The organism is Veillonella sp. T14073-2, from assembly GCF_002959875.1.
Classification (GTDB): Bacteria; Bacillota; Negativicutes; order Veillonellales; family Veillonellaceae; genus Veillonella; species Veillonella infantium.
This window is the reverse complement of sequence record NZ_PPDC01000003.1, coordinates 26,573-39,465: the sequence shown is the minus strand read 5'-3', so window position 1 is coordinate 39,465 and position 12,893 is coordinate 26,573. Positions and strand designations below refer to the sequence as shown.

The window sequence follows — 12,893 nt, the reverse complement described above, 5'->3', positions numbered from 1 at the left end:
TCTAAACAATTTGATAACCTAATCTAAATAATTTAACTAATTCTGTTAAAACCCTCTAGCCTCGTAAGCACGACGCCAAGCTTCAAGCCCCTCTTCCAAAGTTTTCCGAGGGCACGCTACATTGATGCGCTCAAAGTCTTCTCCATCTACGCCAAACATAGAACCCGTATCAAGCCACAATTTAACTTCATTAATGATCCATTCATCACGTTCTTTAGGGCTTAATGGCAACTTTGAGCAATCTAACCACATAAGATATGTACCTTCTGGACGGTATACGTGAATTTTCGGCATATATTTTGCTACATAATCAATGGTGAATTGAATATTATCTTGAATGTATTCTTTCAACTCGTCTAGCCAAGGTGCCCCAACTTTGTAGGCTCCTTCGCAGCCAACGATGCCCATCGTATTTAACTGGCTATAGCCAGCACGGTCGATTTCTTTAATGAAACGACGGCGTAAGGAATCATTAGGAATGAAAATATTACTTACTTGTAAACCTGCAATATTGAAGGTCTTGCTCGGTGCTGTACATACGATACAGTGTTCTGCATAGCTTTCACCTAGGTCAGCAAAGACCTTATGCGTATGCCCGTTCCAAACAAAATCAGCGTGGATTTCATCGCTTACGATGAGTACATTATGTTTAATACAAATATCGCCAAGTCGTTTTAACTCATCCTCAGTCCACACGCGGCCTACCGGATTGTGGGGATTACATAAGAGGAATAATGTTACATTTTCCTCAACGATAGCCCGTTCAATGCCCTCAAAATCAATGGTATACTTCTCTTCACCTTTGATGAGCGGCACATTGATGAGACGACGGTCATTATCATCGATAACCATACTAAATGGATAGTACACCGGTTGATTGATGAGTACCCCTTCGCCTTCCTTGGTGAAAGCGCGAACTGCCATAGCCAAGGCAAATACGATACCTGGTGTTTTAACGAGCCATTTTTGTTCTGGCGTCCAGTTAAAGCGCGTAGTAAACCAATTTTGTAACACTTCAAAGTATTCATCATCGGATTCAGTATAACCAAATACGCCATGGTTCACGCGATCCAATAAGATTTGCTTCAACTCAGGTGGAATCTCAAAGTCCATGTCCGCTACCCAGAATGGCAGTACGTCAGCTGGTTTACCGCGCTTTACAGCAAAATCGTATTTCAAAGATTTTGTGTGAGTTCTATCTAAAATTTGATCAAAATTATATTGTCCCATAGGAACTCCTTTATTTATTGAAAGCTTGTTCCAAGTCTGCAATCAAATCATCTGTGTCTTCAATACCTACAGATAGACGCAATAAGCAACGTGTAATACCTTTACGCTCCGCATCTTCAGGTTTTAAATCTGGATGTGTTTGCGTTACAGGGTATGTCAATAGAGACTCTGTACCACCAAGACTTTCAGCGAATTGAATAAGCTCAATGCCTTCCAATACGGTTTTAGCCGTTTCTTCGCTATCTACTTCGAAGGACAACATGCCACCAAAGCCAGTCGTTTGAGCTTTATTAATTTCATAACCTGGATGTTCTGGAAGACCTGGGAACAACACTTTAGTAACCTTAGGTTGTTTTTTGAGCCATTCAGCAAGAGCAATGGCATTCTTTTGATGTTGCTCCATGCGAAGTGCCAATGTTTTGACGCCTCGAATTACGAGCCAACTATCCATGGCGGATAAGCAAGCACCTACAGTTTTGTATGTTAAGCGCAATTTTGCAGCCAATTCCTCATCGTTCACAATAGTGAAACCAGAAATTACATCGTGATGACCACCGATAAACTTTGTACCGCTATGTACAACAATATCGGCACCCAACGTCAATGGTTTTTGGAAGTATGGGCTCAAGAATGTATTGTCGATGATTACTAGTGCATTACGCTCGTGAGCCAATGCACAAAGTGCACGAATATCAGTAATCTCCATCATAGGATTGGTAGGTGTTTCAATATAAACAGCCTTTGTATTTGGTTTGAAAGCTGCTTTCACCGCATCAAGATCAGACGTACCAACATAAGTGAACTCAATGCCGTTTTGTTCATAAATATTTGTAAACATACGGATAGAACCACCATATAAGTCATCACCTAAGATGATATGGTCTCCAGGGGAGAATAGATGGAATACTGCGTCCACTGCTGCCATACCAGAAGAGAATGCCAATGCATCTTTACCGTCTTCGAGACCTGCAATTAATTGTTCCAAACGATCCCGTGTTGGATTAGATTCCCGCGTATATTGATAACCTGTTGTATCACCCAACTTTGGATGGGAAAATGTACTAGACATATAAATTGCAGGGGAAATTGCACCAGTGCTATCTGGTCTACCGCTGCCATGAACGCATTTTGTATTAAATTTCATTCCATTCAACTCCTCATATTTGTATACAATATGTTAATTATAAAAGTAGACAATGACTAAGGTCAACAAAAATGGGCACTCATACTGCATGAGTGCCCTTAAAAAGTCATATCTATTTTGAATGGGTTGTCATAACTTTAAGTTAAGTTAGCCTAATTTTTAGTACGTTTTGTAATAAGTAGAGCCAAAATAATGCCCAAAGAAGATGTTACCAATTGAGGCCAACTAGATACAAATAACATAGTATTTACAATCTTCGGTGGAAATTGGAATAGAGAAAAGAACAAGGAATAACCACCAAAAAGAACACCAGCTTTTACCAAGGCCGCCACGATAATAAGCAATACCTTCGGTTTATGTTGTAACCAGTGTGCTACGAATACATAGGCTGTCGTGCCAAGGGCCGTAATCAAGATAAATGGCGGCAACGGCAACATACCTTGTAAATGTGCTACTACTGGCGCAATCCAAGCAATAACTAGGCCATTCCTCCATCCATAGCGCCATGTGGCGAGTACAAAGGTGGCGGACGTAATAGAACCGATGAGGAACATGCTCACCTGATTAGGAATAAAAGGAAAAATGAGACGCAAACTTTGCGCCAACAAGGCTACGGCCAATAATAGGCCTGTGCCCGTAATAGACTTTGTAGACATAAGAACCTCCTACTATACGATATAGATTTTACAAGAGGTACCTACCTCGCATTTTAAATTAAGCCTCTACAAAATATAGACGCGCTCGATCATACACCCAATTATACACATACGTATAACCTAAGATAACCAATGTCATCGTTATATCCGTCATAAAAGCCATCCAAAAGGTCATATGCATCATGTACATAATAATCGGTACAGTAGCAAGCATAAATAGACCTTCAAACAATACGGCATGGATTGTACGGATAATTGGCCCCCGCGCTAATCGATCACCTGGTACTAGTTTATCAAAAATCCAGTTAAACATAAAATTCCAAACCATAGCTAGTAAGGAAAAAATAACCATCAATAAAAAAGGCTGCCCCTCATGCGGAACAAACTGCATTACCAAACAACCAATTAAAATACAACCAAGCTCATATAAAATCGACTGCACCACACGCTCTGAAGCAGACATAATAAACACCTCCATCAGAAACTAGACAAGAAATTCACTATCACTCTACTATTATATTTATTTTTTTAGATTTGTCGAGCTTTGTGGAATATTGCCATTTTCAGATATAAAGAAAGCCCCTCGTAGTATTCTGTAAACTCGACTTGCGCACCTGAAGTGAGTTTTGCCATTTTAAGATAGAAAAAGCCGCCATATGTCTGTCCAGCGACTTGCGTTTCCGGAAGTGAGTATTGTCATTTCAGGATAAAAAGAAGCCGCATTGTATCTACTAAGCGACTTGCCCTCCCGAAGTGAGTTATGCCATTTTCGGATATAAAGGAAGCCCCTCGTAGTGTTCTGTAAGCTCGACTTGCAAGGAATGGAGAGCGAGCAGAATGCTACGAGGGGCTCTATTTAATTATCCTAAAAGTGGCATTACGAACTCAATCCATGGAATACCCACCACGATAAAGATAGCGAGGTAGATAATCCCAAAGATAGCACCCAATTTCCAGAATTCAGGGCCTTTATTATAGCCACTAGCAAACCAGATTGGGCTGTGACCAGTACCATATGGTGTGAGGATACCCATAATCCCCATTGGTACTAAAAGAATTAACATAACTTGCGCTGGATCAACGCCAGGAATTTGAAGAATTAGAGTAGCAAATAAGCCTACCATAGCCGTTACATAAGCAGTACCAGATGCAAAGAAGTAACGAAGCAAGCAGAATGCTAACAGCAAACCAAGAACTGCCATAGTTGGATCTAGAGACACTAAAGAACCACCTGCAGATTTAGCAAGCCAGTCCAAGAAACCTACATTTTTAAGGCCGGAAGCCATAGGTACGAGTGTAGCGAACCAAGTCAAAACATTCCATGCTGGTTTATTAGCAAGGAAGTCTTGCCATGTCATAATCTTAGTGAAAATCATTAAGATAATAACGATTAAAGCTGTTGTAGTTGGGTTTACTTTAAATGTAGAAGCACCAATCCACAATACAAGAGCCAACACAGAAATCAAGGCCATGAAAATTTCACTGCGTGTCATGGATCCTAATTTCTTGTACTCATCCTTTGCCCACGCTGCAATTTCAGGGGAACCTTTCACCTCTGGCTTGCAGAATACATAAGTCAACAACGGAGTGATAATGAACAAAATAAGACCTACTGGCAAGAATGCGAGGAACCATGTGCCCCAGTTAGCAGCTACGATACCAGATTTAGCAGACAATTCTAGAGCCAATGGGTTTGGCGCTGCGCCAGTCAAGAAAATAGAGCTAGATACACATGTAGTTGCCAATGCTACCCAGTTCAAATAAGAACCAATTTTACGAGGGTTCTTATCTGGATAGGAATCGAACATCGGGCAAATACTAGATACGATTGGATAAATCGTACCACCGGAACGAGCCGCATTACTTGGAATGAATGGAGCCAACACAAGGTCAGTAATAGCAATGGCATAACCAAGACCTAAAGAGGACTTACCAAGCTTTGCTACCAAGAACAAGGCAATACGACGGCCAAGACCAGAGTTTTCATAACCAATACCGATCATGAAGGCTGCGAAGATCAACCACACGATAGCATTAGAGAAACCACTGAGGCCCCAACTGATAGCTTGTGCATCAGTAATCGCCTTTGCTACACCAGTTGCTTTATCTACAACAGGTGCAGGACCAACCTTAAACAACATAGACACGGTAACAGCAATGATACCGATGAAAGCTGGTGGCATTGGTTCTAAAATCAACCCTACCACGAGGCCCGCGAAAATACTTACGTAAATCCAAGAATTTGCGCTAAGGCCTTCAGGAGCACCGATGAGCCATACAAGAATAGCTACTACAAGCGGTGCGAATAATTTCCAATTCAACTTCATTAGAAACTCTCCTTACTACGTCAAAACCAAAATTACAAAATTGCTTATATAGTATATCAAATATTTTAATAAGATGATATAAACTCAATCATAATACTTATTAATTGATAATAAACTTTTAGTAATAGCTTTTATAACAATAAAAAGCGATACCCCTTAGAAGTAAAGAATTGAATCTAATTGGTATCGCTATCTATCTATTTTGTAAAAATATTTCAATTGTAATTAGCTTACTAAATTATATTATTCACCTTTTGGTACAAACCATAAGCCGTTGTTATTTTTTTCCATGTAGTCTTTGAATTCTTGAGAGTGGTAAGCTGCTACAATGTCTTTTGCCCATTGTGCATCTTTGTTTTTCTCGTTAACTACAACTTGTAACAACCATTGTGGCAATACATCTTCATTTGCCAAGGCAGATTTAGGATCGATTTTTGCATTATAAATAATCGCACCAGTAATGACAATGTAATCGAAATCAGTACGTACAGAAGGAATTGTAAGGGATTTCATTTCTGTAAATTTAAGATGTTTAGGATTTTCAATAATATCTGCTTGTGTTACTGTCGCTAAATCTTTATTTGGATCAAGTTTAATCCAACCGATTTTTTGCAATAACGCATAAGCACGAGCCATATTGGATGCATCATTAGGCACTGCAATAGTGTCACCATCTGCCACTTGATCTAGAGATGTTTTAGAACCACTAAAGATACCTGCTGGTACTGTTGGAATTGGAGTTAAGGCTACAAGATGACCATTTTGTTTTTCGTTGAAGTTTTTCATGTATGCTGTATGTTGTTCAACGTTGAAATCTACTTCACCATCGCTCAACACTTGGTCTGCTTGTACCAAGTCAGACATATCTACGCCTTTAAAGGTATAGCCTTGTTTCTCCAAAATTGGTTTTACACCTTTTTCAAACAATTCAGAGTAAGGGCCTTGAGATTTGCTATAGCTTAACTCTTTTTTAGCACCATTATCACTACTGTTTGAGCCGCAGCCTGCGATAAAAGCTACGCTAAATACTAATGCCGCACCAAGGGCAAGGAGTTTTTTTAATTTCATGGTATATTCTCCTATACTTTCATAATCAAGATAACTAGAATTTATTTCATCAAATTAGGAACGACGTGCACGACGTGCAAAGTAGTTACCTATTGTTTGAATAATTTGAACAAAAATAATTAAAATAACAACGGTAAATAGCATCAATGGGAAGTTCAACCGCTCATAACCATAGGTAAGAGCCAAATCACCTACACCACCTGCACCAATGGCACCAGCCATAGCAGTGGCACCGATAAGACCTATGGTACCTGTTGTAATAGATAGAATAAGCGAACCCTTTGCCTCCGGTAAAAGGAAATGCCAAATCACCTCAAAATGAGAGGCCCCCATTGATTGTGCAGCCTCGATAATTCCTTTATTAACCTCTAAAATAGAGTTTTCAAAGAGTCTAGCTAGATAAGGGGCAATAAATATAACAAGTGGTACGATAGCTGCCGTGGTTCCCACACGAGTCCCTACAATCATCTTTGTTAATGGCAAGATAAATACCATCAAAATGATAAATGGTACGGAACGCACAATATTAACAATGGTATTTGTAATGGTATAGACAATACTATTTTTAACGATACCATTAGGATTTGTTACTACCAGTGTAACTGCAATAATTAAACCTAACACCGTACCAATGAATAGAGATAGGAACACCATATATAATGTTTGTTCTGCGGCTAGCAATAACTGCGAACCGGGAACACCAAGTTCTTGCATAAAGAAGTCCATTATAGTGTCACCTCCTGCCATTCAATACCTTGTGTCACAAGATATTCTTTTACCTTGCCCACTTCAAGATCATCACCAATAAACTGAACAATAAAAATACCAAGTACTGTATGTTCTAACTCTGTTACCGTAGCAAATAACACGCTCGTTTCTAAATCAAAAGTTTTATTAATATGATATAAAACATTATCAGTCGTATTATTTCCTAAGAAATGCATCTTAAGAATAGTATAAGGTCGCTTATCACAGGCCAAGGTATGTTTCACTGTTGATGGAATTTCATCAGGAATGACAGTCCTAACAAATCGTTTCGTTGTTTCATGCTTTGGTTTACTAAACACCTCAAGCACAGAACCACTCTCTATGAGTTTTCCATGTTCCATAACTACAACGCGATTGCAAATTTTTTGAATTACATCAATCTCATGAGTTACGATAACAACTGTTACCCCTAGTTCACGATTAACGCGCTCTAATAATTGAAGAATAGACTCTGTCGTATCTGGATCAAGAGCACTTGTTGCTTCATCACAAAGTAGAATTGATGGATCTGTAGCCAGCGCACGAGCAATACCTACACGCTGCTTTTGACCACCAGATAATTCGCCAGGATATGCATTTGCTTTATCGCCTAAATCAACAAAATCTAACAAGGTTTTAACCTTTTTATCAATCTCTGATTTAGGAACCTTATTTAGAATCAATGGAATCGCCACATTATCATGCACAGATTTAGCATTCAACAAATTGAACTGTTGAAACACCATGCCTATGCGCTTACGTACCTTTCTGAGCTCATTAAAACTCAAGCCATTGATATTCACACCATCTATTTCAACATGACCAGAGGTAGGTACCTCTAAGGCATTAATCATGCGAAGCAGTGTAGATTTACCAGCTCCACTAAAGCCAATAATGCCAAATATATCGCCTTTTTCTATGGTAAAGTTTACATCAGATAATGCAGTAACCTTTTGCTTATTAACGTCAAACTCTTTCGTTACATTTCGTATAGCAATCACTGTACCACCTCTTTCCCTACAAATTAGTAGGAATTAATATTTTTCTAAAACATATCTTTAAGGTATGTTTTAATTGTATACTTAGATTACTACAATTTATAATGACTGTCAAACACAAAAAAGAACCTCAACACTAAAAATGTTGAGGTTCTTTTTATTTATCTATATCGATTAAAGAGATATAGTGATCCTAGTATGATTGGTGCTCCAATATAGAGTCCCATATTAGGATATTCTCCCAATAAAAAGGCTGCTACTACGGCTGCCACAATTGGCGAGATATACATAAAATTGGTTACATCCGTAACTTTTTCGGCATGTTCAAAGGCATAGCTCCAGAATACAAAACCTAAGGCACTGGAAAAGAAAGCAAGATACACCATGGCCAGTTGTGCACTAAGAGGTGCCTGTACAATCATTTCAATAGCATGATCTGCAAAAGGTAGTGCCATAATGGCACCTGTAAACATGGACCACATAGCGATAGTAATAGAGTCATAACCTTTCAGACTAAGCCCGCGATTTAGAATATTATAAACCGCAAACAGTATCATACCAATCAACGTCCATATGGCCCCCATTGGAATGGTCAGAGTGGAGTTCCAAAGAATAATAACGGCCACACCTATAAAAGCAGTTATGGTGAAGATCCAACCTATAGGGCGTATTTTATCCTTATAGACTACCAATGCCATCAATGCTGTAGTCATCGGTGTCAAAGCCATAATAATACTAGATGTAGCGGCCGGTATTGTTCGCAATCCTTCATTAAAAACGACTTGGTAAACAAAGTTTCCTGTAGCCCCTAGCAGAATATATAGGCCCCACTCACGCCAAGATGTAGGTATATGTAATCCCTTAAATACACCGATAATGAGCATGAGTATAGCACCACCTACAACCCTCGCTACCGAGAGTGTCAATGCATCTACTGATTGCAATGCTACTTTACCAAAAGGAAACGCCGTAGCCCAAACGGCAATGGTGGCAGATGCCCCTAAAATGGCTTTCATACGATTTGTCATTAGCATCTACCTTTCTACGTAATTCCATAATCAATACTATCTAAATAGTACCATAATAAGACCCTACAATTCCAAGAAGATACATCACAACATATCGAATACCTTCTATTTATTGATATAAATTTTCATTATTTAAAGATAATACAATAATTAGTCTTCCCAAACTCAAGTCTAAATAAATTAAGTAAATAACTGTACTTTTTAATGTATTTACATAGTATTTTCGATATTATTAAATTACAAATAACATTCATTCTTACAAAAATCGCATAGTATGTATTGAAAATATATATCATTTAAAATTTGTTAAATCAGGACAAACATTGTACACTATAGGCATAGAAATCTATAGTTATATCCTTTTATGGAGGTGCAAAATGCAACATACTGCATGGAAAGATTTTAACACAGGTGTGTGGGATAAAGCCGTTGATGTACGCGACTTTATTCAAAGAAACTATATCCCCTATGAAGGGGACGATTCCTTCCTTGCTGGTCCTACAGAAAGAACGACAAAATTATGGGACCAAGTAATGAAGCTTTATGAAGAAGAACGTGAAAAAGGCGGCATGCTCGATGCTGATACTTCCGTGGCCACACACATTACTGCCCATGCGCCAGGATATATCGACAAAGACCTTGAAACAATCGTTGGTTTACAAACTGATAAACCACTAAAACGCGCTATGTTCCCTTATGGTGGTTTACGTACTGCGAAATCCGCTATTGAAGAATACGGCTTCAAAATGGATCCACAAACAGAAGACTTCTTCAAAAAGCACCGTAAAACTCACAATGATGGCGTATTTGATGTATATACACCTGAAATGCGTGCCGCTCGTACGGCTCATATCGTAACTGGTTTACCAGATGCTTACAGCCGTGGCCGCATCATCGGTGACTATCGCCGTATCGCTTTGTATGGTATCGATTACCTCATCGAAGATAAAAAAGAGCAATTCAGCATTACTATGGGCGATATGCTTGAAGACGTAATTCGCGACCGCGAAGAGATTCAAGAGCAAATTCGCTCCTTGAAAGAATTAAAGGAAATGGCTGCATCTTATGGTTACGATATTTCTGGACCAGCTAAAGACGTGAAAGAAGCTATGCAATGGATTTACTTCGGCTACCTTGGCGCTATTAAAGAGCAAAACGGTGCTGCTATGTCCATCGGCCGTAACTCTACATTCCTAGACATCTACGCAGAACGTGATCTTCGCAATGGCACATATACAGAGGAGCAAATCCAAGAATTCGTAGATCATTTCATCATGAAATTGCGTATGGTACGCTTCGCACGTATCCACGAATACAACAACTTGTTCACAGGCGATCCTGTTTGGACTACTGAATCCATCGGTGGTATGGGTACTGACGGCCGTACATTGGTTTCCAAAATGTCCTTCCGTTATCTACATACATTGACTAATCTTGGTCCTGCTCCAGAACCAAATCTCACTGTATTGTGGTCCCCTCGCATGCCTATCGGCTTCCGCCGCTTCTGTGCAAAACTATCCATTGAAACATCTTCCATCCAATACGAAAATGACGACTTGATGCGCCCTAACTCTGGTGATGACTACGCTATCGCATGTTGCGTATCCCCTATGCGTATTGGTAAAGAAATGCAATTCTTCGGCGCTCGTTCTAACTTGGCAAAATGCTTGCTTTACGCGATCAATGGCGGCGTTGACGAAAAATTGAAGAAACAAATTGGTCCTAAATACCGCCCTATTACTTCTGAATACTTAGAATTCGACGAAGTATGGGAAAAATTCGACGACATGATGGAATGGTTGGCAGGCGTATATGTAAACGCATTGAACATCATTCACTACATGCACGACAAATATGCTTATGAAAAACTAGAAATGGCATTGCATGACCGCAAGGTAACTCGTTGGTTTGCAACTGGTATTGCTGGTTTATCCGTAGTAGCTGACTCCTTGTCTGCTATTAAATATGCTAAGGTAAAACCTATTCGCGACGAAAACGGCATTGCTGTTGATTTCGAAATCGAAGGTGACTTCCCTAAATATGGTAACGATGACGATCGTGTAGATAGCTTAGCAGCAAAAGTTGTTTCCACATTCATGAACAAGATTCGTAAACATCCTACATACCGTCAATCCGTTCCAACTATGAGCTTGTTAACAATTACTTCCAACGTAGTATATGGTACTGCAACAGGTTCTACTCCAGACGGCCGTAAAGCAGGTGAAGCTTTTGCCCCTGGCGCTAACCCAATGCATGGTCGTGATACTCACGGCGCTATTTCTTCGTTGGCATCCGTAGCAAAAATGCCATGGCGTGATAGCTCCGATGGTATTTCCAATACCTTCTCTATCATTCCTGACGCATTAGGTAAATCTGGTGAAACATTTGTGTCCGTCAGCGATTTTGATATTGAGTTAGATCCATCTCAATTGCCTAATTCCAATACAAACTTCGCTTGCAGCGAACCGAATGTTACTATAAAGGAAGATAAATAATATCTTCCATAGTATCGAGTTGCTTTCACCGGCACCGATACGAGTGTTAGTCTTGGTTGAAAGGAGGCAATACCCATGAGCAACCAACAACAAGTTGATAACTTGGTAGAGTTATTGGATGGCTACTCCCAAAAAGGCGGCCATCATTTGAACGTTAACGTGTTCACTCGCGAAACATTGTTAGACGCTCAAAAACATCCTGAGTTGTACCCTCAATTGACTGTTCGTGTGTCTGGTTACGCAGTGCACTTCAGCAAATTGACTAAAGCACAACAGGATGAGGTTATTTCTCGTACATTCCATCAACAAATCTAATCGAGGTTTTCTATGACAGGACGTATTCATTCGATCGAAACGATGGGTACGGTTGATGGTCCAGGCATGCGCATGGTGGTTTTTCTCCAAGGATGCCCCATGCGTTGTGCATATTGCCACAATCCCGACACATGGAATGAAAGTAGCGATGATGTTAAATTCATGACTGTTGAGGAATTGTGGGACCAGTACGAACGTAACCGCCAATTTTATACTAATGGTGGTATCACCGTCACAGGTGGGGAAGCTCTCATGCAAATTGACTTTGTTACTGAGCTTTTCACATATTTCCGTGAAAGAAACGTCCATACCTGTTTAGATACAAGTGGAATTTGTTTTGATCCCCACCAAGAGGTGGCCTACCGTAAGCTACTCAGCGTCACTAGTCTCGTCATCCTAGACATTAAAGAAATCGATCCTGATAAACATCTGTGGTTAACAGGAAAATCGTTAGAGCCTATTCTCGGCTTTGCTCGATTGACAGCCGACGTAGAGGTTCCCATTTGGGTTCGTCACGTTGTAGTTCCTACGATTACAGATAATGCAGATCATCACTATCGTCTAGGCTTTTTCCTAGGATCCCTGAAAAACTTACAAGCCGTTGATTGCTTACCATATCACGTTATGGGTACTGCTAAATATAAGGAGTTAGGAATTACCTATCGCCTAGAGGGCATACCGGCCGCAACAAAAGATTTAGCGGCTAAAGCGACAAGAACCGTGGTGGAAGGCATCAAGGCCTATCGACGCCATTGGTGGAGTCCCATCAAAACACAACATCAATCATAATCAAGTTTGAGGATAACTACCTCCCTTGATATATATATACATATATACCAAGACTTGATCTATGATAGCCCTAAACATTAGAGCCGCCCCCACACA

The 12,893-nt window shown here is 39.8% G+C and carries 12 protein-coding genes; 3 read left to right on the top strand and 9 right to left on the bottom strand.

The genetic code is table 11. From position 1 onward, the window contains the following. Positions 1 to 45 precede the first annotated feature (45 nt). The 9 genes from VCHSUH04_RS02405 to VCHSUH04_RS02365 all read right to left on the bottom strand — a co-directional run bounded on the left by VCHSUH04_RS02405 (position 46) and on the right by VCHSUH04_RS02365 (position 9,198). Complete coding sequence (locus tag VCHSUH04_RS02405) at positions 46 to 1,230, bottom strand: MalY/PatB family protein (RefSeq protein ID WP_105085188.1); 1,185 nt, start codon at positions 1,228 to 1,230, stop codon at positions 46 to 48. A 10-nt stretch (positions 1,231 to 1,240) separates the two neighbouring features. Then, positions 1,241 to 2,374: a PLP-dependent aspartate aminotransferase family protein gene (locus tag VCHSUH04_RS02400; protein WP_105085187.1), complete on the bottom strand. Its 1,134-nt coding sequence runs from the start codon at positions 2,372 to 2,374 to the stop codon at positions 1,241 to 1,243. Positions 2,375 to 2,526: 152 nt separating this feature from the next. Continuing rightward, on the bottom strand, positions 2,527 to 3,030 hold the full coding sequence (locus VCHSUH04_RS02395) for a hypothetical protein (protein WP_105085186.1): 504 nt from the start codon (positions 3,028 to 3,030) through the stop codon (positions 2,527 to 2,529). Between the two features lie 58 nt (positions 3,031 to 3,088). Further along, positions 3,089 to 3,493, bottom strand: a complete 405-nt coding sequence (locus VCHSUH04_RS02390) for a PACE efflux transporter (RefSeq protein WP_105085185.1) — start codon at positions 3,491 to 3,493, stop codon at positions 3,089 to 3,091. 397 nt (positions 3,494 to 3,890) lie between these two features. Further along, entirely contained in the window at positions 3,891 to 5,357 is a 1,467-nt protein-coding gene (locus tag VCHSUH04_RS02385; RefSeq protein ID WP_105085184.1) for a DASS family sodium-coupled anion symporter, read from the bottom strand. 243 nt (positions 5,358 to 5,600) lie between these two features. Continuing rightward, positions 5,601 to 6,425, bottom strand: coding sequence for a MetQ/NlpA family ABC transporter substrate-binding protein (locus tag VCHSUH04_RS02380; RefSeq protein ID WP_105085183.1), 825 nt, complete (start codon positions 6,423 to 6,425; stop codon positions 5,601 to 5,603). 54 nt (positions 6,426 to 6,479) lie between these two features. Further along, the gene (locus VCHSUH04_RS02375; protein WP_005381510.1) at positions 6,480 to 7,151 is read right to left on the bottom strand and encodes a methionine ABC transporter permease; all 672 of its coding nucleotides are present in this window, start codon (positions 7,149 to 7,151) and stop codon (positions 6,480 to 6,482) included. Beyond that, on the bottom strand, positions 7,151 to 8,173 hold the full coding sequence (locus tag VCHSUH04_RS02370; RefSeq protein WP_105085182.1) for a methionine ABC transporter ATP-binding protein: 1,023 nt from the start codon (positions 8,171 to 8,173) through the stop codon (positions 7,151 to 7,153). The genes VCHSUH04_RS02375 and VCHSUH04_RS02370 overlap by 1 nt, the downstream gene beginning before the upstream one ends. A 158-nt stretch (positions 8,174 to 8,331) precedes the next feature. Next, complete coding sequence (locus tag VCHSUH04_RS02365; protein WP_105085201.1) at positions 8,332 to 9,198, bottom strand: DMT family transporter; 867 nt, start codon at positions 9,196 to 9,198, stop codon at positions 8,332 to 8,334. 377 nt (positions 9,199 to 9,575) lie between these two features. Between VCHSUH04_RS02365 and pflB the strand changes: the two genes are divergently transcribed. The 3 genes from pflB to pflA all read left to right on the top strand — a co-directional run bounded on the left by pflB (position 9,576) and on the right by pflA (position 12,797). Then, a complete protein-coding gene (gene pflB / locus VCHSUH04_RS02360) occupies positions 9,576 to 11,693 on the top strand; it encodes a formate C-acetyltransferase (protein WP_105085181.1) in 2,118 nt (705 codons plus the stop codon). Positions 11,694 to 11,768: 75 nt separating this feature from the next. Then, complete coding sequence (gene grcA3, locus VCHSUH04_RS02355; protein WP_054747994.1) at positions 11,769 to 12,008, top strand: autonomous glycyl radical cofactor GrcA3; 240 nt, start codon at positions 11,769 to 11,771, stop codon at positions 12,006 to 12,008. A 12-nt stretch (positions 12,009 to 12,020) separates the two neighbouring features. Beyond that, complete coding sequence (gene pflA, locus VCHSUH04_RS02350) at positions 12,021 to 12,797, top strand: pyruvate formate-lyase-activating protein (RefSeq protein ID WP_105085180.1); 777 nt, start codon at positions 12,021 to 12,023, stop codon at positions 12,795 to 12,797. The last annotated feature ends 96 nt before the right edge of the window (positions 12,798 to 12,893 follow it).